This window comes from Caldibacillus debilis DSM 16016 (genome assembly GCF_000383875.1).
GTDB classification, from domain to species: Bacteria; Bacillota; Bacilli; order Bacillales; family Caldibacillaceae; genus Caldibacillus; species Caldibacillus debilis.
The window spans coordinates 159,231-178,889 of sequence record NZ_KB912913.1 but is presented as its reverse complement, the minus strand read 5'-3'; the positions used below and the strand labels follow the sequence as shown (position 1 = coordinate 178,889).

The 19,659-nt window shown below is 51.1% G+C and carries 17 protein-coding genes and 1 riboswitch; of the genes, 5 read left to right on the top strand and 12 right to left on the bottom strand.

Features of this window, described 5'->3' with window-relative positions; genetic code table 11:
• Positions 1 to 43: 43 nt before the first annotated feature.
• A riboswitch (Fluoride riboswitch) is annotated at positions 44 to 109 on the bottom strand.
• 607 nt (positions 110 to 716) lie between these two features.
• The 5 genes from A3EQ_RS0115680 to A3EQ_RS0115660 form a co-directional block, all read right to left on the bottom strand.
• Entirely contained in the window at positions 717 to 2,642 is a 1,926-nt protein-coding gene (locus A3EQ_RS0115680) for a BglG family transcription antiterminator (RefSeq protein WP_026500013.1), read from the bottom strand.
• Between the two features lie 151 nt (positions 2,643 to 2,793).
• Positions 2,794 to 4,182, bottom strand: a complete 1,389-nt coding sequence (locus A3EQ_RS0115675; RefSeq protein ID WP_020156106.1) for a glycoside hydrolase family 1 protein — start codon at positions 4,180 to 4,182, stop codon at positions 2,794 to 2,796.
• A 15-nt stretch (positions 4,183 to 4,197) separates the two neighbouring features.
• The gene (locus A3EQ_RS0115670) at positions 4,198 to 4,503 is read right to left on the bottom strand and encodes a PTS lactose/cellobiose transporter subunit IIA (RefSeq protein WP_020156105.1); all 306 of its coding nucleotides are present in this window, start codon (positions 4,501 to 4,503) and stop codon (positions 4,198 to 4,200) included.
• Positions 4,504 to 4,593: 90 nt separating this feature from the next.
• Positions 4,594 to 5,877, bottom strand: a complete 1,284-nt coding sequence (celB, locus tag A3EQ_RS0115665; RefSeq protein ID WP_020156104.1) for a PTS cellobiose transporter subunit IIC — start codon at positions 5,875 to 5,877, stop codon at positions 4,594 to 4,596.
• Between the two features lie 18 nt (positions 5,878 to 5,895).
• On the bottom strand, positions 5,896 to 6,204 hold the full coding sequence (locus tag A3EQ_RS0115660; RefSeq protein WP_026500012.1) for a PTS sugar transporter subunit IIB: 309 nt from the start codon (positions 6,202 to 6,204) through the stop codon (positions 5,896 to 5,898).
• Between the two features lie 214 nt (positions 6,205 to 6,418).
• On the opposite strand from A3EQ_RS0115660, the gene A3EQ_RS22580 reads away from it, so the two are divergent.
• Positions 6,419 to 6,592 (top strand): hypothetical protein, encoded by a 174-nt coding sequence (locus tag A3EQ_RS22580; protein WP_154652895.1) that lies wholly within the window; start codon positions 6,419 to 6,421, stop codon positions 6,590 to 6,592.
• Positions 6,593 to 6,695: 103 nt separating this feature from the next.
• Here A3EQ_RS22580 and A3EQ_RS0115650 read toward each other — a convergent pair whose 3' ends face one another.
• Entirely contained in the window at positions 6,696 to 8,669 is a 1,974-nt protein-coding gene (locus A3EQ_RS0115650) for a HAMP domain-containing methyl-accepting chemotaxis protein (RefSeq protein ID WP_020156101.1), read from the bottom strand.
• Positions 8,670 to 8,800: 131 nt separating this feature from the next.
• Between A3EQ_RS0115650 and A3EQ_RS0115645 the strand changes: the two genes are divergently transcribed.
• The gene (locus A3EQ_RS0115645) at positions 8,801 to 9,448 is read left to right on the top strand and encodes a glycoside hydrolase domain-containing protein (protein ID WP_020156100.1); all 648 of its coding nucleotides are present in this window, start codon (positions 8,801 to 8,803) and stop codon (positions 9,446 to 9,448) included.
• Between the two features lie 343 nt (positions 9,449 to 9,791).
• Here the strand turns inward: A3EQ_RS0115645 and arcC are convergent, their stop codons facing one another.
• From arcC to A3EQ_RS0115610, 6 genes are all read right to left on the bottom strand, one after another.
• A complete protein-coding gene (arcC, locus tag A3EQ_RS0115635; RefSeq protein WP_020156098.1) occupies positions 9,792 to 10,736 on the bottom strand; it encodes a carbamate kinase in 945 nt (314 codons plus the stop codon).
• Between the two features lie 53 nt (positions 10,737 to 10,789).
• Positions 10,790 to 12,214, bottom strand: coding sequence for an arginine-ornithine antiporter (gene arcD / locus A3EQ_RS0115630; RefSeq protein ID WP_026500011.1), 1,425 nt, complete (start codon positions 12,212 to 12,214; stop codon positions 10,790 to 10,792).
• A 58-nt stretch (positions 12,215 to 12,272) separates the two neighbouring features.
• Positions 12,273 to 13,286: an ornithine carbamoyltransferase gene (gene argF, locus A3EQ_RS0115625; RefSeq protein WP_020156096.1), complete on the bottom strand. Its 1,014-nt coding sequence runs from the start codon at positions 13,284 to 13,286 to the stop codon at positions 12,273 to 12,275.
• Between the two features lie 46 nt (positions 13,287 to 13,332).
• Entirely contained in the window at positions 13,333 to 14,565 is a 1,233-nt protein-coding gene (gene arcA / locus A3EQ_RS0115620; protein WP_020156095.1) for an arginine deiminase, read from the bottom strand.
• Between the two features lie 409 nt (positions 14,566 to 14,974).
• Positions 14,975 to 16,642: an arginine--tRNA ligase gene (argS, locus tag A3EQ_RS0115615; RefSeq protein ID WP_020156094.1), complete on the bottom strand. Its 1,668-nt coding sequence runs from the start codon at positions 16,640 to 16,642 to the stop codon at positions 14,975 to 14,977.
• A 59-nt stretch (positions 16,643 to 16,701) separates the two neighbouring features.
• Complete coding sequence (locus A3EQ_RS0115610; protein ID WP_040369541.1) at positions 16,702 to 17,388, bottom strand: Crp/Fnr family transcriptional regulator; 687 nt, start codon at positions 17,386 to 17,388, stop codon at positions 16,702 to 16,704.
• Between the two features lie 230 nt (positions 17,389 to 17,618).
• Here A3EQ_RS0115610 and csaA point away from each other — a divergent pair, with 230 nt between their 5' ends.
• The 3 genes from csaA (at position 17,619) to A3EQ_RS0115585 (ending at position 19,580) form a co-directional block, all read left to right on the top strand.
• The gene (gene csaA, locus A3EQ_RS0115600) at positions 17,619 to 17,948 is read left to right on the top strand and encodes a chaperone CsaA (protein WP_020156091.1); all 330 of its coding nucleotides are present in this window, start codon (positions 17,619 to 17,621) and stop codon (positions 17,946 to 17,948) included.
• Between the two features lie 455 nt (positions 17,949 to 18,403).
• Positions 18,404 to 18,982, top strand: a complete 579-nt coding sequence (locus tag A3EQ_RS0115590) for a TetR/AcrR family transcriptional regulator (protein WP_020156089.1) — start codon at positions 18,404 to 18,406, stop codon at positions 18,980 to 18,982.
• Positions 18,983 to 18,995: 13 nt separating this feature from the next.
• Positions 18,996 to 19,580, top strand: a complete 585-nt coding sequence (locus A3EQ_RS0115585) for an HXXEE domain-containing protein (protein WP_020156088.1) — start codon at positions 18,996 to 18,998, stop codon at positions 19,578 to 19,580.
• The last annotated feature ends 79 nt before the right edge of the window (positions 19,581 to 19,659 follow it).

Below are 19,659 nucleotides of genomic sequence, written 5' to 3'. Positions count from 1 at the left end.
GCCGCCGTTTTCTGGAAAAAACAAAAAACCCCTGCCGAAAAATTTTTCAGCAGGAGTCATCAGCCTTTTGCAAGGCGGTTAACGGCGGAACTCCATCACCGGATGATATAGGCAACCATCTCCCATTATTTCGGATTCGGCCAATAATGTCAACGGAAAAAACGGGCCGTATTTCATGTGATTTTTTATGCGATCGCATGTTCCCGTGCTTTCGCATCGGCTGCCAAGCCCGGGGGAAGCATCTCTGAAACGGGCCATTCCCACAGACCGCGCATCCGGAACTTGGCAACAGGGACAATACATCGATGATGTACATCCCCATTCCCACAGACCGTCCATCCGGATCCCGGATCCTCCCATCCGTCCCCGTCCACACATCGGATCCGTCCATGCTTCTGAAGATCTCAACTGCCTTCTTCCCCAACCCCCTTAAAACGCTTGCATTTTTTCCGAACGCGCGAAAAAAGATTGAGCCGGTTTCGGTGAAAAATTCAACCGGGACGGTTTCTCGACCATCAGACCCTCCTACCGGAACCTGCAGGGAGAACCTCGTCCCCATTTCCGCACACTTCGAATCGAAGCAACCGCACCTCTTTCCTGTAAAAACCAACCTTTCCAAACGGAGGGTTGCCATTTCGCACCCGTGAAACAAAAAATGGATAAGTCCGTATTCCAGATCAGGCTCCCGTTTGATCTCCAGATGGAAACAAAGTTGGTTAAATTTCTTCGATGCAGGCAATAAATTCTCCGTAATTGTCCGCCTGGACGAGGCGCTGAACAATGGAGGGATCGTGAATGATTTTTACAAGCAGATTATACATTTCTTCCAAATCTTCTTCACTGTTTTTCTTGACGCTGAACAAGATGACCAGCTGAACGGGTTTCTCGCTCCAGTTGACGGGTTTTTCGAGGGTGCAGACGGCGAGAAATGTTTCTTCGCTCTGCGGGGTGATGGGATGAGGCACGGCAACCAAATTCCCAAAGGAGGTGGGGGCCACCTTCTCCCTTTCATAAACGAATTCCAAAAAATTTTGTTTCACCAGTCCTTTTTCCATCAGGGTCCGGTGCAAAAATTCCAAAACTTCCTCTTTGGACCGAAAATGTTTTCCCAAAAACGTGAGATCTTTCCGAAAATAGTTTTTTCTCGATTGGCTGTTCTTCAAAATAAATTGCTCAATCTTTTTTAAATCCGATTCATTCAGGACGGCATTTACTTCGAGAACGGGTATGCCGAAACTGTCGGGAATCGGAACGGAACTGATGATAAAATCGATATCATCCAAAGGCATTTGCTGCAGATTGTAATATTCGCTTGTTCCGGCCACATCCAGATTGTTTCCGAAATAGGATTTCAGTTTATATTGGATCAACTTTGCCGTCCCGTGGCCGGAAGCGCAGACAACGAGGCAACGTTTCGGCTGCGATTTCATCTTTTTCCTTTCAATCGCCGCACCGATATGAAGGGCAATATATCCTGCCTCATTTTCATCGATCACGGTTCCGGTCTCCTTCCCGATGACCAAACCGGCGATGATCGCCGCTTCAAAAGCCAAAGGATAGTTCTTTTTGATGTCATTCAGCAAAGGGTTCCGGATATTCATGCCGAATTTGTAACGATTAACGGCCGGCTTGAGATGCAGGGCAAGACCGAGGATCAGTTCCTTGTCCCCTTCAATATTTAATTTTAGATCTTCGTCAATTTTGGCGAGGGCTGCCTTTACGATGCGGAGGATTTCGCCGTCGATCATTTGTTCCGCCTCCCCGCCGGCCCTGGAAATGATCTTCGTTCCAAGCAGGTGAATGGTGATATAAGCGACTTCCGCCGGCGGAATTTGAATCCCGAAGGCCTTCTCCACTTCTTTGGCGATATCTTTGGCCACTTGATATTCCTTTTGTTTACGGATCTCTTGAATTTCCTTCTGGTAAAGTTCAATGCTGTAACCGTCTTTTATCCGCTTGATCGTGATGGCCATATGGATCATTAAGTTGTTTACCGCGATATCCGGCATGGTGATATGGTGTTGTTTCAGCTGTTTCATGATGATATGAAAAATAAGATCCAGCTCTTTCTTCTGCAGAAACGAAATGGGCGGTTCAAGCAACATCTCCTTTTGGTCATCCCGATCAAACAAATATTCCGCAAGACAGAAACGCAATTTCAGCTCGCTGCCCGTAACTTTCAGGCCGTAGTTCGGCCGTGCGATAATCTTCAATCCGTAGTCATTTAATATTTTTTTTACCGATCTAAAGTCATTTTGTATGGTGGATTTGCTGATGTACATTTCTTCCGCCAAATCATCCAGTTTTAAATAATCGTCACATAACAGCAGACGTCGGATGATGTATTTGATCCTTTCCTCGGGGGTTTTCGGGGGCATGGGCGCCGAATCTTGTTCCGCAGCGGAAAGATTGCGCAAAAAGCTTCGGAATTTTTGGTCATCCAATACCTCCAGCTGGTATCCCCTGCCCATCAGGGAAGAAATGCGGGCACCATGCATCCGGAGCAAATCATCCAGCATTTTTATATCTTCCCTGGTCGTTCGCGGAGTAACCTTGTTTAAATTGGCCAGATACGCCCCCGTTAGAGGAGTCTTAACGGACATCAATTCTCGCAATATCGTTTTTAAACGGGAGTTGATCATGATCGGACACTCCAAATGAATTTTTGCCGAATCACAGCAACGGCTTGGAAAAATCGATCATAATAATGCAGGGAATCGCTTATATCCGAAAGGGAAAGCATTCGAAAAAAGGCTCTGATCATAAAGACCAGAACCGCAGGAAAGCTTGTGTTCAGAATCCGTTGTTTTCCGCCAGCGACTTAAACCACCAGGCGCTTTTCTTCGGTGTCCTTTTTTTCGTGCGGAGGTCGACGGAAACAAGGCCGTAGCGGTTTTTGTAAGCATTCGTCCACGACCAATTGTCCATGAATGTCCACAAATGGTAGCCTTTGACGTTGCATCCTTCCCGGATCGCCTTATGGAGCCAAATCAAATGGCCTTTGATAAATTCGATCCGATAATCGTCGTGAATCATCCCGTCCCGGATAAAACGTTCCTCATCCTGCACGCCCATACCGTTTTCCGAAACATAGCATTCGATGTTTCCGTAGTTTTCCTTCAAATTGACCATGATGTCGTAAATGCCCTTTTCGTAGATCTCCCATCCGCGGTAGGGGTTCATTTTCCTTCCCGGCATTTCGTAATAATCAAAAAACCATTCCGGCATAAAGGGGCTGTAGGGATTGGGCAAATGATCCTTCGCTTTCACCCTCCTCGGCTGGTAATAATTGACGCCGAGGATGTCGATTTTATAATTTTTGATCCATTCCAAATCTTCCTTACGGAATGCCGGCAATTGCCCGTACTCTTGCAACAGCCGGACGAGTTCTTCCGGATATTCCCCCAAAACCGCCGGATCCAGAAAGCTCCGGTTGAAAAACAAATCGGCGATGCGGGCGGCCTTCATGTCTGCCGGATGACGGCTCCTCGGATAGGAGGGCGTTAAATTCAGGATGATGCCGATCTTTCCTCCCCGTATCCCGGCTTCGCGGAACGCCTCGACGGCCTTCGCATGGGCGAGCATGGTATGAAAGGCTACCTGGGCCGCCCGCCGGAAATCAACGACGTTCGGATAATGAAAGTCGTACAAATATCCTCCTTCAACCGGAACGATCGGTTCATTGAAGGTAAACCACATTTTTACCCGGTCGCCGAACAAACGGAAGCACTGGGCCGCATAGTTTTTATAAGCTTCCACCACTTCCCGGCTTTCCCAGCCGCCTTCTTCCTGCAATTCCAAAGGCATGTCGAAATGGTATAGGGTAACGAAAGGTTCGATGCCGTTTTTCAGCAGTTCGTTAATCACATGGTTGTAAAAATTCACCGCTTCCGGATTTACCTTTCCCCTACCGCCGGGAACGAGCCTCGACCAGGAAATGGAAAAACGGAAGGAATTATGCCCAATTTCCTTCATCAGCCGGATGTCTTCTTTATACAGATGGTAAAAATCGGAGGCAGTCTCCGGACCCACCTTGTCAAAAAAACGATTCGGCTCGATTTCATACCAATAATCCCAAATGTTTTTCCCTTTTCCGCCTTCCCTTGCCGCTCCTTCGATTTGGGTGGCCGAAGTTGCCGACCCCCACCAGAAACCGGCAGGGAAACGATAACGAATATCCATGTTTTTCCTCCTCCCTTATTTATTTTTATAAAGTTCGACGAATTCCAAGGCCAAATCCTTGACGGTGATCGCCGTCATCAAATGGTCTTGGGCATGGATCAGGATGACATTGACGGGGGCGCTTTTTCCGCTCGCCTCTTTTTGCAAAAGCCGGCTGTGGTAGCCGTGGGCGATTGCCAATTCCTCACCGGCTTCCTTCATTAAATCATCTGCTTTTTCAAAATTTCCTTCCTTTGCTTCCTGGATGGCTTCCATGGCAGAAGACCGGCCATTTCCTGCATGCAAGATGATTTGAAAGGCAATTTCTGTCAATTCGTCCAATGTTCAATCACTCCTGAAGTTCGTTATGTATGATTAGAAAAGATAGTGGCCCCATGATTCGGCAAGGGTGGGGCCATATTTTTCATCCCTTTACTCCGAAGGCTTATTTTCCTTTTCATAATAGCTTTTATCAATGATTTTTAAGAAGGGCCACCAAATCGCCATCACAACCAAAAGATTAAAGATTTGCAAAACCGCACCTTGCCAGGCGTTGCCGGTCGCCAAAAAACCGCTGATTCCGATCGGCGTTGTCCACGGGACGATGATGCCGGCCGGTTTCGGCACCAGGCCGCTCGCCATGGCAAAATACGTAATCACCGTTACCACCACGGGTGCCAAGATCCAAGGGATCAGGGCCAAGGGGTTTAAAATGATCGGCAGCCCGAAAGTAATCGGTTCGTTGACGTTGAATATGCCGGGCGGTCCGCCCAACTTGCCAAGCTCTTTGACCTGCCTGCTCCGGCCGATGAGGAAAATGAGGATGACAACCGCCAAAGTCATTCCCGAGCCGCCCATTCCGACCAGGAAAGTGTCGATGAATTGTTTCGTGATGACATTGGGAAGCTCCCGTCCGGCCTGAAAGGCTTGAAAATTTTCGTCATTTAATGCGTACCAGATCGGGTCAAACACGGTGTTGACGATGATTTGACCGTGCAGGCCGAAAAACCAGAAGATTTGAATGAGGATGACCGCGACGATGGTCGCGCCGAGACCGCTTCCCAGTTTCGTAAGCGGCTGTTGAATGACCGTATAAATGAAGTTTTGAACGGTTTCATAGGGCGTGTAGCTGAATAATATCCGCACCAGCAGAAAGACGGTCAAAGTCAAGCCGATGGGGATCAGGGAACTGAAAGATCTCGACACGGCTTCGGGAACACCCGCGGGCATTTTGATGACCCAATTTTTGTTGACGAAAAAGCGGTAAAGTTCCGCGGAAATAATGGCGGTAAAAATCCCCAAAAACAGCCCTTGCGCACCCAAACTGGATGTCGGGATCGCACCGGTCACCTTTTCCACCGTCTGCGGCGTGAGGATCAGAAAGGAAGCGATCGCCACAACCCCGCCGTAGATCGCCTGGCCGCCGTAATGTTCGGTCAATTTATACCCGATCCCGACGATCACGAAAAGTCCCATCAAGCTTAAAGTCGCTGCAGACGCGGGCCCCAAGGCGTTCTGATAGGCCGCGTACGCTTCCTCGCCCAAAAGGCGGTCAAGAAAAGGAAAGTTGGCAATGACGACAAAAATGGAACCGAAAATGATGACGGGCAGCGCGACCATGAAACCGTCGCGAAGGGCGGTTAAATACCGGTTATTATTTAATTTTTCCGCCACGGGCAGCAACCATCTTTCCAAAAACTCCATCACTTTGTTCATCGATTTTCTCACCTGCTTTCATTTGTTTATTAATTCCAACGCTTGATGAAAAACTTTTTCGCCGTCCATCCGGCCGTAGGCCACGGGGTCGATGACATCCACCTTAATCCCGATTTCCTCGGCCTTCTTCTCCAATTTTTTCTTTAAAAATCTCATTTGCGGGCCGATCAGCAGGACGTCCGCCTTTTCCATTTCCTTTTCCGCCTTTTCATTTCCCACTGCCCAAATCTCTGTCTCGATGCCCTTTTGTTCCGCCACCTCCCTCATCTTTGAAACGAGCAGACTGGTGGACATCCCCGATGAACAGGCCAATAAAATTCTTTTCACTTCTGCGATTCCTCCTTTTGAGCAATGCTAAAACCGGTACGATCTTCCCAACTCCATCATAGTTTATAAGCGTTTTCATTTGGATGCATTGTTTTTCCGCCATATGGAGGAAATGAATCATTTTGGCGAAAAAAATCGGATTCTCCTTTCCGAGCGGGTTTTTGTGCGCGTCGCCCCGGTTCACGGCTGATGAAAGGAAAATGGCAGGCGTTTGTTGAACCGGTATCTGATGCCTGCCGGCGAAACCCGCTTCGGCGAGAAAATACGTCTTGGCCTTGCCGCTGCCTTTGCCCCGTTTCGCCGCTGCAACCAAGGAAAACGCCAGCGGCAAACCATTCTGGGCTTACCAAGCGGGTATGGCAACGGGGCAACGCAAAAAATTCCATAAAAAAAGCTGCCCGGAAGCCCAGGGCAGCCTGCAACGTGCGGAAGCAAACGGGAAACGGGGGCCGGTTTGCCTCCGTCTCTGTCCTTTTCCATTTTTACAAGAATCATATTTTGAACGACTGCACCGCCGATTGCAATTCTTCCGCCGTTTGCGCCAGGTTCTTCGACAACCCTTTGATCTCTTCCATGGATGCCATTTGTTCCTGGGCGGATGCGGCCACTTCCTGGCTCGTTGCCGCGTTTTCCTCGGCGATGCCTGAAAGTTTCGATGTGGCGGATAAAACCTCCTGGACTTCCGCCGTCAATTGCTGAATGATTCCCGAGATTCTTTCCGATTGGGGGGAGATCGACTCCATCATGGATAAAATCTTCACAAATTTCTCCTTCGTTTCCAGGGAGATGGCCAGCCCCTTATCCACTTCTTTTCTTACCGATTCCATTTCCGTCACGGTGTTTGTGACGTTTTCCTGGGTTTGCCGGATCAGATCTTCAATTTGTTTGGAGGCCATCCGGGTTTGTTCCGCAAGTTTTTTGACTTCCTCGGCGACGACGGCGAACCCTTTCCCCTGTTCGCCGGCCCTGGCCGCTTCGATGGCGGCGTTCAAGGCAAGCAGATTCGTTTGATCGGAAATGTCGGCGATCACGTTCAAGATTAAGCCGATTTCCTTGGACCTTTCGTACAAGTGGCGGATTTCCTCGTCCGAATGGGCGACGGAACGCTTGATCGAATTCATTTGGGCGGCCGTCTCTTCAACAAAATTTCTTCCTTCCTCCGCCAGTTGATTTGCCTCTTTCGTCATCCCGGCCACCTCGGCGGTCAGGTCCGAAATTTCCTCCATTCCCCGGTTGACCTCTTCCAACGATTTGATGGATTGCTGCACGCCTTCCATCTGTTTTTCCGCACCCGAGGCGATTTCTTCGACGGCTCTGGCCACCTGGTCCGCCGCTTGGGTCGCTTGATCGATGGCTGCAGTCAGCTCTTCTGCGGATGCGGCCATTTGTTCCGCGCTGTCCCGGTTTTTCCGGGCGACGGCTTTCAGGCTCCTGCTCATATGGTTGAACGTATCGGCCAATTCGCCGATCTCATCCCTCGTCTGCACCGGGATTTCCCCGCCGATTTCCCCCTTCCGGATATGATCGGCCGCGTCCTTCAAGGCCCGGACCGGTTGAAGGATGGAACGGATGATCAGCATGACGGCGGCTATGCCGATCAAAAGGGCGGTAAATATGATCACGAGCGTCGACTTCAATATGGGCCGCGCCTCCTTGGCCACTTCGGAAGCGTTCATCGTCCCGGCGATCTTCCAGCCGGTCAAATCGTCGGTTGTGAATATCGTAATATATTTTTGGCCATGAAAGGCATATTCGAATTCCCCGCTCTTTTTCTCATAAAGTTTGGCAAAAAATTCGTGTTTCGCCTTCGTACCGGGCTTTTCATCCGGATGGGTGATGAACTTCCTTTGATCATCCAGCAAAAAGACGTAGCCTTCCTTGCCGATTTGGGCATGGTCGGCAAGATCCCGGATTTTATTGATGATCAGGTCCAAGCCGATTACCCCCGAACCGTCCTTGAGCCGTTTGGAAAGGGTAACGACCATGTCCCCCGTAAAACTGTCCACATAAGGGGCCGTGATGGCGATTTCCCCTCGGGCGGCCATGGCCTCTTTGTACCAGGGGCGCTCCCGCGGGTCATAATCCGGATCGGCCGCCTCGGGATCCGATGAAATCATCTTTCCGGAAACGGTACCGATATAGAGGTCCAAAACCTCATCATCCGGCTGCAAATAATCCCGGAAACGGCGGTACAGGTCCTCTTGTCTTTCCTCCGTCAGCCGGGCGGCGGAAACCGTCTCCGCATAATAGTTGACATCTTCTATCCTGGAACCGAGGGACGAGCCGAGATAGGATTCCAATATTTGAATGTTTTCTTTCGCCGCCATCCGCATTTTTGATTCGATTCCCTTTTTCGCCTGCTGGTAGGAAAAAAAGGATATGCATAAGCCCGGGACAAGCAAAATGAATAAAAAGGATACATACAATTTTTTGCGCAAACTTCGTTTGTTTTTTCCTTTCAACATGGACGAAATCCTCCTTTTTGTGCCGCCTGCCGGGATCCGCGGCCGCGGAACGGGCGGACTTTGTGGCTGATCTTTAACCGGAACATATGATGGGAATGGAAAATTCGTTTACAGAAGCGGAGGGATGACCGATGCCGTATGTCTGGGGTGTGGATTCCGCCCTTTCGGTAACGAAAGAAAGCTATGATTGCGTCTTGTACAATTACGGAAAGCCGGAATTTTGGGGCCGGTATTTGACGACGGTCCCCGGGCAGTCGGAGGGAGTCACGGAAAAGGAAATCGCGCTTTTGCACGACAGCGGAACGAGAATTTTGCCGATTTACAATCAGTTTCGCCAGGCCAAAGGGTACAGGAACGGGAGGGTAACCGCCGCCAATATGATCTTTCACGCCAGGCGTCTGGGAATCCCGGACGGCAAAGTGCTATTCGCCAATGTGGAGCGTTTTTTTCCCGTGGACGCCGGCTGGATCAGCGGCTTCGTCGATGCCTTTAATCCGAGCGGTTACAAACCCGGCATCTACCACGACCCGGTTACCGGCGGTTTTTCCGAAGCCTTCTGCCGGGCGGCGGCGGAAAATCCGAAGGTTTCCGACCAGACCATCCTCTGGAGCGCCGAACCCCATCCGGGCGCATCCGGACGGAACGACGCGCCGCCTTTCAGCCCGAAAAAAGTCCCTTGCCGGGCCAACAGCTGGGGATGGCAATACGGGCGGGAAGCGGAGGCTTGTCCCGTCGATACGAATTTGATCGATAAACGTCTATACGGACTTCTCTGGTGATTCGGTTTGGTCAAAAGACAGCGGGGCGAGGCGCATCAGCGTTTCTCCGGTCCAGGGAAAGGAAGGGAATCCCATCCGAAGGAGAACCCGGACTTCCTGGCAAGAAAAAAGAAAGGGGGGTGCCTCTTCTTCCGAAAAAGGATCCATCTTGTTCAAAAAACGATCATTCTGCGAAAAAAAGCGGGAAGCGCTCATTGTATGGAAAAGTTTGATCGTTCCAAAAAAGCAACGATCTTCTTCATAAAACAGGCATCCCTTCGTCCCGACAGCAGGGAGAATGGGCATTTTCCGCAGGAAAAGGAAAAGGGAGTCCCGCCTTCCTTCCGGGACACCCTTTCCAAGTTCATTCCGCGGTGATGACCGTTCCGGTTTTCCCAAGCAAGGCGTCCAAGCCTTTGTCAAGGGAAGTGATGATGCCTTTTCTTCCCGGTTTGGATTCGGCGAAAGCGATGGCCGCTTCCACTTTCGGGAGCATGCTGCCTTGGGCGAATTGCCCTTGTTCCACATATTCTCTCGCTTTTTTCGCCGTGATTTCCCGCAATGCTTCCTGACCGGGTTTTTTAAAGTTGATATACGCGGTTTCCACTTCCGTCAAGATCAGCAGGATATCCGCATCGATCAGTTCGGCCAGCTTTTGGGAGGCAAAATCCTTGTCGATGACGCCTTCCACGCCGACGATTTTCCCTTCTTCCCTGTAGACGGGAACCCCGCCGCCGCCGGCCGCGATGACGATATACCCATTTTCAATCAGGGTTTCGATGATTTTGTATTCCATGATTTTGACCGGTTTCGGTGAAGGAACGACCCTCCGCCATCCCCTTCCGGCATCTTCCCGGAATACCGCACCGGTTTCTTCCATGATTTTTTTGGCCTCTTCTTCGGAATAAAAGGGGCCGATCGGCTTTGTCGGATTTTCAAAGGCCGGATCCTTCGGGTCCACTTCCACCCGGGTGACGATGGCCGCCACTTCTTTGTCGATCCCTTCCGCGCGCAGCCGGGCGTCCATTTCCTTTTCCAGCCAATAGCCGATCATCCCTTGGCTCATCGCGCCGCAAGTATCGAGCGGCATGGCCGGCGTTTGTTTGGAATCCGCTTTGATTTGCTGGAGCAAAATGTTCCCGACTTGCGGCCCGTTTCCGTGGGTGATGACGACTTGATAGCCGAGTTTAATGATTTCCGCAAGCTGGACGGCGGTTTCGGCGATCGCTTTTTGCTGGGATTCCGCGGTGCCGTCCCCCGCCTGAATGGCATTTCCCCCTAAAGCGATAACGACTTTTTCTCTCTCCATAAGCGCTCTCCTTTCATACCTGGTGCTTCATGCCTGATGTAATTCCTGAAACGTCAGATGGTGATCCTGCCGGTGGCCAGCCCGAACACGGCGTATACGGCCAGGACGACGAAGAGAACCATCAGCCCTTTATCCAGCCCGGTATCCGGCGTGGTGACCTTGTTTTCTTTTTTCGTCCATTTGTACAAGATGATGCCCGGCGCGTATAACAGCATGGTCAATACGAGGTAATCCAATCCTGCGGCATAGACGAGCCAAACCGCATAGACGCTGGCGACGAGGCCGACAATCACGTCTTTCATCCAGCCGTTGGCGTTCTTGTCGTAAGTTTCTTTCGTGATGGTCAATTTGACTTGGTAAAAAGCGGACAGCATATACGGAATCAGGATCGCTGACGAAGCCAAAGAGAACATGAAGTTATAGGCCTTTTCCGAAAACAGCAGGGTAATCAAGAACAGTTGGACCAATCCGTTCGTCAGCCAAAGGGAATTGACGGGCGCTTTATTTTCGTTTTCTTTCGCCAGCCATTTCGGGAAGATTTTGTCCTTCGCCGTTACATAGGGAAGTTCCGCGGCGAAAAGGGTCCAGCTCAACCAGGCGCCGAACACGGAAATGATCAGGCCGAGGTTGATGATGACCGCTCCCCATTTCCCGACGATGCTTTCCAGGACGTAGGCCATGGCGGGATTCGGCAAATCCGCCAGTTCTTCCCGGGACAAGACGCCGAGCGACAGAAGGGAGATGAGGACATATATGATCAAGACGCTGATTAAGCCGATGACCGTCGCTTTTCCGACGTCGGATTTGTCTTTTGCCCGTTCAGACATGACGACGGCGCCTTCCACGCCGATGAATACCCAGAGGGTGACGAGCATGGTGCTCTTTACCTGTTCGGCCACGGAAGACCAGGAAAATCCTTCGCTTCCCCAAAAGTCATGGGTAAACGTGTCCCAATGGAAGGCAAAGATGGCACAGACGATGAACAGGAAAATCGGGACGATCTTTGCGATCGTCGCAACCGTGTTGATGAAGGCGGCCGAGTGCACGCCCCGCAGGACGAGGAAATGGACCAGCCACAAAACGACGGATGCGCCGATGATGGAGGCGACGTTCTGGCCTCCTTCGAAGACCGGCAGGAAATAGCCGATGGAGGAAAAGACCAGGGTGGCATAAGCGACGTTTCCGAGCCAGGCGGACAGCCAATAGCCCCATGCGCTGTTGAACCCGAGGAAGGATCCGAAACCTTCCTTCGCGTAACTGTAGATGCCGCTGTCCAATTCCGGCTTTCGCATCGTCAAATTTTGAAAGACGAAGGCCAAGGCAATGATCCCGATACCGGTAATTACCCAACCGATGATGACCGCACCCGCATTGGCCCCGAGCGCCATGTCTCCCGCCAGGTTAAAAGCCCCGCCGCCGACCATGGATCCGATGACAAGGGCGATCAGCGGGATGAGGCCCAGCTTCTTTTCAGCCATTTGAATCACCTTTCCTTTCAAATGGAGGGAGGGGGTTTTCCCTCCCCCTCAAGGTTTATTAACCCAACCGGGCGTTGGTTGCCGCCATTACCGCCTTGATGGTGTGGAGGCGGTTTTCCGCTTCGTCAAAGACGTAGGAGTTTTTGCTTTGGAAAACTTCATCGGTGACTTCCATTTCTTTCAGGCCGAATTTTTCATAAACCTGACGGCCGACTTCCGTTTCCAGGTCATGGAAGCTCGGGAGGCAATGGAGGAACATGACATTTTCGTTTCCTGTTTTTTCAAGCATTTCCCGGTTGACTTGGTACGGAAGCAGGAGATCGATCCGTTCTTTGATCTTGTCTTCTTCACCCATGGAAATCCAAACGTCGGTGTAGATGACATCCGCACCGGAAACGGCTTCGTCAACGTCGCTGGTGATCATCACTTTGCCGTTGCTTTCTTTCGCCACTTCCTTCGCATAGTTGACGAGCTCTTCACTCGGGAACAGTTCCTTCGGCGAGCAGATCCGGATGTCCATACCCACTTTCGCCCCGCCGATCAGCAGGCTGTTGGCCATGTTGTTGCGGCCGTCGCCGACGTAAACGAAGGTTACGCCTTTTAAGTGGCCGATATTTTCTTTCACCGTCAAAAAGTCGGCGAGCACTTGGGTCGGGTGGAATTCGTCGGTTAACCCGTTCCATACCGGAACCCCGGCGTATTTGGCCAATTCTTCCACCGTGGAATGTTTGAATCCGCGGAATTCGATGCCGTCAAACATCCGGCCGAGGACGATCGCCGTATCCCGCGTGGATTCCTTTTTGCCGAATTGGATGTCGTTTTTGCCCAAGTATTCGGGATGGGCGCCCAAATCAACGCAGGCCACGGTGAAGGCACAGCGGGTTCTGGTGGATGGTTTTTCAAAGAGCAGGGCGATGTTTTGGCCTTCCAAATAGCGGTGCGGAATGCCTTTCTTCTTTTTCTCCTTCAGTTCCGCAGCCAAATCGATGAGATAAAGGATTTCCTCTTCCGTAAATTCTTTCAGCGTTAAAAAGCTTCTGCCAAGCAAGCGATCCGACAATACCGTTTCCATACCTGAACCTCCATGTCTTTTTCGTTTTTCTTGTTTGCGTATGTTCTCAGATGTCTTTTCTTACGAGCGGCATGCTCATGCAACGGGGACCCCCGCGCCCTCTTGCCAGTTCCGAGCTCAAGACTTCGATGACTTCAACCCCGTTTTCCCTCAACAGCTGGTTGGATACGTAGTTGCGGTCGTAAGTAACGACAACGCCCGGGGCAATCGCCAACGTGTTGGAACCGTCGTTCCATTGTTCCCTCGGGCCCGCGATGTCGTCGCCGCCGCCGCAGGGAATGAGGGCGATTTCCTTCAGTCCGAGAACTTCCTTCAACGTTTCCAGAAGATTGGTTTTGCGGGTGATTTTCAACGTTTCTTCATCTTTGCCCTTTTCGAGGATGAAGATGTTCATATTCCCTTCCGGGCCTTGGATGGCGGGATGGATGGTAAATTTGTCGTAGTCCACCATCGTGAAAACCGTGTCCAGATGCATGAATGCACGGCTCTTGGGAATTTCCACCGCAACGACCCGTTTGATTTCTTGCTGGCGTTTGAATAGGTTCAGGGCGAACCGTTCAATCGCCTTTGCGGCGGTACGGGCGCTGATTCCGATGGCAATCGTGTCCTTCGACAGCACCAATTCGTCGCCGCCTTCCATCGGGAATTCATAATCCCGGTTAAACCAGATCGGGATGTCGTGATTGGCGAAGCGGGGATGGTATTTGATGACATAAGTCATAAACAGGGATTCCCGCCGTCTCGCTTCTTCCCTCATCCGGTTGATGGTCAGGCCGTTGCCGATTGTCGCCGCCGGGTCCCTCGTAAAGTAAAGGTTAGGCATCGGATCGAGGTAGAAGGGATAATGGTCTTCCAGCATTTCATACAGATGCTGTTTCTTCGATACCGGGATTTCCGATTTCCGGACACCGGCCATAATCTTTTCGACCATTTCCTTGGTCGGGAAGGACAGCAAATATTCCTTGAGGTTGCGGTACACCCCTTCGCCGGTGATTTTGGATTCGGACAAAATGTCGTCGACAAATTTTTCCCGGATTTCTTCCGTATGGAGCGCTTCGGTGACAAGGGTGGTCAAATAAAGGACTTCCACACCCCTGTTTCTCAGCGTTTGGGCAAAATAATCGTGTTCCTTTTGGATGATGGGCAAATAAGGAATGTCGTCGAACAGGAGTCTGCCCAGATAGTCCGGCGTCAGATTTTCCACTTCGTGGCCGGGCCGGTGAAGCAAGACCGTTTGCAGCTCGCCGATTTCCGAGGTGACGTGCAGCGGGTGCTTCATTGCCTTGTCCTCCTTTTTTACATATTTTTCTTTCTCTTTCCGTTTTTATTCTAAAGAAAACGGATACGAATTTAAGTGAAGTATTTCACAATGTGATCATAAAATTTTGGACTGTTTCCGCTGTAATCCCTTACATCTAAGATGCCACAAATTTTGCGAAATATGTGTGAGCATTTCCACAAATTCTTTGCAGGTTTTTGAACATCAAATCACGCGTTCAAATAAAAAAAACCAGGCCAATCAAAGCCTGGTTTTTGTCGATGGTGCCACGAAGAAAAAATCCTGTTTCATTTGTTTTCCGGTACGGGGCGGGCGTTTGGGTTCGACCCTCCCCTTTCCGCGGGTGCGGGATCAATTTCTCCGGCGCGCTGCCCTGCCCCGGTCCGAAACAGCGAAACTGTCCGGCGGATCACATTTTCTCCGGAGCGCTGACCCCGATCAGCCGCAGGGCGTTGGCGATCGTGATTTTTACCGCGGCCATAAGGGCGAGGCGCGCTTTCGTCAGTTCCGGAGCCGATTCATCGATCACCTTTTCCGCGTTGTAGTAGCTGTGCAGCAAAGAAGCCAGCTCATGAACATATTGGGTGACTTTATGGGGCATCCGTTTTTCCGCCGCTTCCGCGACGACTTGGGGGAACTCCCCTAACTGCTTCAAAAGGTCGACTTCCTTTTCATGGGTCAAAAGGGAAGGATCGAATCCTTCATAATCGAATCCCCGCTCCTTCGCCTGGTTCAGCATGGTGCTGATCCGCGCGTGGGCGTATTGGACATAATACACCGGATTTTCATTGGATTGGGAACGGGCCAAATCCAAATCAAAGTCCAAATGGGAATCGCTGGAGCGGGTGTTGAAATAGTACCGCATCGCATCGACGCCGACTTCTTCCATCAGCTGGCGGAGGGTGAGGGCCTTTCCGGTCCTCTTGCTCATCTTCACCTTTTCCCCGCCTTCATACAGGCTGACCATCTGGATGATCAACACTTCCAGGGTGTCTTCCGGATAGCCCAAAGCCTGGATGGCGGCCTTCATTCTCGGGATGTAGCCGTGGTGGTCGGCGCCCCAAATGTTGATCAAGGTTTGGAATCCCCGTTCGAGCTTGTTTTTATGGTAGGCGATATCCGGGGTGAAATAGGTGTAGGTGCCGTCCGATTTCACCACGACCCGGTCCTTGTCGTCGCCGAAGGCGGTCGAACGGAGCCAGGTCGCCCCGTCCTTTTTGTATAACATGTTTTTCTCCCATAATAGGTCCAATACTTTTTCGATCCGGTTGTCTTCATAGAGGGAGCTTTCGGAAAACCAGTTGTCAAAGCGGACGCCGAAGTCCTCCAAATCTTTCCGGATCTTTTCCAGCTCATATTTCAGGCCGAATTCCCGGAAGTAAGCGAGCCTTTCTTCCCGCGGTTTGTCGACCCATTTATCGCCGTCCGTTTCGGCGATTTTTTGCCCGATTTCAATGATGTCTTTCCCGTAATAGCCGTCCTCCGGCATGTCCCATTCCTTGCCGAGGGCCTGCATATACCGGGCTTCGACGGATAAGGCGAGGTTGCGGATTTGGTTGCCGGCATCGTTTATGTAATATTCCCGCTGTACGTCGTAGCCCGCCGCCTCAAGCACGTTGCAGAGGGCGTCGCCGTAAGCGGCGCCGCGGGCGTGGCCCAAATGAAGATCCCCCGTCGGGTTGGCGGAAACGAACTCCACTTGAATCTTGTGCCCGTTGCCGATATTGGAACGGCCGTAAGCGTCGCCCGCTTTCAAAATGATTTCCGGCAAGCGGGTAAAACTTTTCGGATCGAGAAAAAGATTGATGAACCCCGGGCCGGCGATTTCGATCTTTTGGATATTCGCCTTCGCTTTGTCGATATGGGGAACGATCGTTTCGGCGATGGTCCGCGGCGGTTTTTTTGCGATTTTCGCCAATTGCATCGCGATGTTGGACGCATAATCGCCATGGGCTTTGATCTTCGGCTTTTCGAGGATGATTTCCGGCATTTCCCCTTCGCCGGCCAGCCCCGAGGCCGTTACGGCCTTTTTCAGTTCCCCGATGATCGTTTGTTCGATCTCCTGCAAGATGGACATCGCTGCTTCCTCCTAATGATATTTTTGATGAAAGAAGGTTTTTCCTTACATTATAAGATTCATTGCAACTTTTGTAAAAAGTACTCGGGGTCGTAGACGACGATATGCTTGAATTCGGTGGAAAGAAGCTGGTCGTTTTTCAAATCTTTAAAAACGTGGGAAACCGTTTCCCGGGAAGCGCCGGACAGTTTGGCGATCTCCGTCAGCGTCATCGGGATGTCGATGATCACATGGTTCCCTTCCCGGAATCCGTAATGCTTGATTAGATAAGTGACGGCCAGTTCCACCCGTTCCTTCACATTGTTCGTCGTGATCGTCTGCAGACGGATTTCGTGGTGCTCCAATATCTTGGACAGCCGTTTGATGACGTATAATAATTGCTCTTTATGGGCTTTGACGGCCTCTTCGAAGATCCTGACGGGAATGTAATAGACGACAATATCCGTTAAAGCGAAGGCGGAATAATGATAAAAATCGTCATGGAACAGACCGCCGTAAGGAAACATGTCGTTGGGTTTCACATAGTCCAAATAAAGCATCGTCGCTTCCTTGTTGGTCCTTTCCAGCTTCACATATCCGTCGAGCAGAAAATAAATGCGTTCCCGCGGATCCCCTTCCGTAAACAGCAGCTGGTTCTTTTTGTACGTGCGCCGGAACATATGTTGTTGGAACTTTTTTAATTCATCATGACTGAGTGAGGAAAAAATCTCAAAATTTTTCAATTCGTCTGTGGATGTAGCCCGCAAATGGCATCCCCCTATTGTTCTTCTATCGAACCGTCCATTTTTTCCTTCGCCCCACAAATCATTTTATCAAATGCGGCGAAGGTTTTAATCCCTTTGTTCCATATGTTAAAATATTGACAATGATTCCGCCGGAACCGCAACCGGCATCCCCGTACCGGTTCCGGGAGGTGCGATCTTCGTTTCCTGCGAAGCTAGCCAAACGGAAACGCGAATCGGATGGAGGTGCGCAAATGGCTACGATTGATGATTTCTTAAAATTGGACATCCGCATCGGAACGGTCATCAAGGCCGAACCGTTCCCGGAAGCGCGAAAACCCGCCATCAAAATGGAAATTGATTTCGGCGACCTCGGAATCAAACGTTCATCGGCGCAAATCACCCGCAGGTACACCCCGGAACGGCTGGTCGGGCGCCAGGTCGTCGCCGTCGTCAATTTCCCGCCCCGGAGGATCGCCGGTTTTGAATCGGAAGTCCTCGTGTTGGGAGGGATCCCGGAGGAAGGCGACGTGGTCCTTCTGAACCCCGACGAAAGGGTTCCGAACGGTACCCCCGTCGCATAAACCGGGCCAAAGATGGCCGCCCCCGTCCGGGGTGCCGGTGAAGGCGATGGCTTCCCCCCGATAAAAACGTTGCAGCAGCCGTCACCGGCAGGACGGCTCCGGTCTTCAAATGGCAACAAACGTTCAAGCGAAAATGCCCTTCCCTCCCGGCCCGCCTTTTGAAAGCCCCCCTCCCCATTTTTCTTCGCTGTTTTTTGGCCGATTGTTTCCCGTATAAAAAACCCATGGATTTTTCCGGCCGCTTCCACCGTCCGAAAATGTCCCGGCCCTCCGTCTTGCCCGGATGGATTTCCTCAGACCGCTGAACCATTTTGGGAGGCAAAACCTCCGGGCCGATTCGTCCGGAGCCTTTCCCCGCCGGCAGAGAAAATGTTCTGCCGGCGGATTTACAAGACCGGTCAACTGGCATATAATATAACTAACTAATTAGTTAGTTATATAAAGGAGGGGTTCCCATGGCGGCTGCGAAAGGAGAAGAAAGCAAGAAAAAATTGCTGAAAGCGGCGGAAAAACTCTTCGCGGAAAAGGGATTTCAAAGCACGAAAGTGAGCGAGATCGTCGCCCATGCCGGGTTGACCCAAGCGGCCTTCTATCTTTATTTTGCAAGCAAAGAAGAAATTTTACAACATCTGCTTTCCGAATTTGAGCAACAGCTCGGTAATTTCGGCGACGCCGGGAAAAAAGCGGGCGATTTTTATCCGGGCCGTGTGCAGCCATATGTAAAGGACCAATTCGTACAGCTCTTTTCCTTTTTAGGGAAAAACCCGAGCCTGACAAAGATCGCCCTGCATCACGGCAAACACGGCGACCGGATCCGGGAAAAAATCGTCGCACAAATCGCGGGCAACATGAAAGAAAACCAGAATAAAGGCATCGTGAAGAAGGAAATCGACCCGCAAATCGCATCAGAAGCTATCGTCGCCGTAACGGAGAGACTCATCGACCGCTATTTGTGGAACGGGGAAAAGACGAAGGAAGAACTGGGAGCCCAGGCGGCGCAAATTTTCCTTCACGGGATTTTGAACGAATCATAGGGGGGCGGAGCGGATGTTTTTCGAATGGCTGAACGACAAACAGCCACTTCCTGCCGTTTTATTGTTGTTTCCCGTCGTTTTTATGATTCACGATTTCGAAGAGATCTTGACCGTGGAAAAATGGACGAAGCAAAATAAAGAAAAGGTGTTTGCCCTGCTGCCGAAAAAACTCCACCGGTTTTTCTGGAGCAGTTTCCACATCAATACGTTGGAATTTGCCAAAGACGTGTTTTGGATTTTCCTTGCGATTACCGCCGCGGCGCTGATCGCCGTCCTATTCCAATGGTACGGCTTCTTTTTAATTTTTCTGGCCATCTTTTTTTCCCATGTATTTACCCATATCGGCCAGTCGGTCCTTTTCAAAGGGTATGCGCCCGGCGTATGGACTTCCCTTTTCCTCGTTTTGCCTTATTCCCTGTATGCCTATTATCGCCTGCTGCATGAACGGGCGGTTCAATGGGAAGACCTGTTCTGGAGCTTCATCGGCATGACCGCCGCCGCTCCCGCCCTGATTCTTTTTTTGATCCGCGGAAGGGACCGGGCCGCGAAAAGGATGGACGACGGACGATCTCCCCAGCCGGTCCGTTTGGATAAATAAAATGACCCGCTGCCGGTCATCAGGCCGGACGGGGTTCCGCCGAAAGAATCCTGTCGGTTTCCGCCGGGCGGGCACCGCC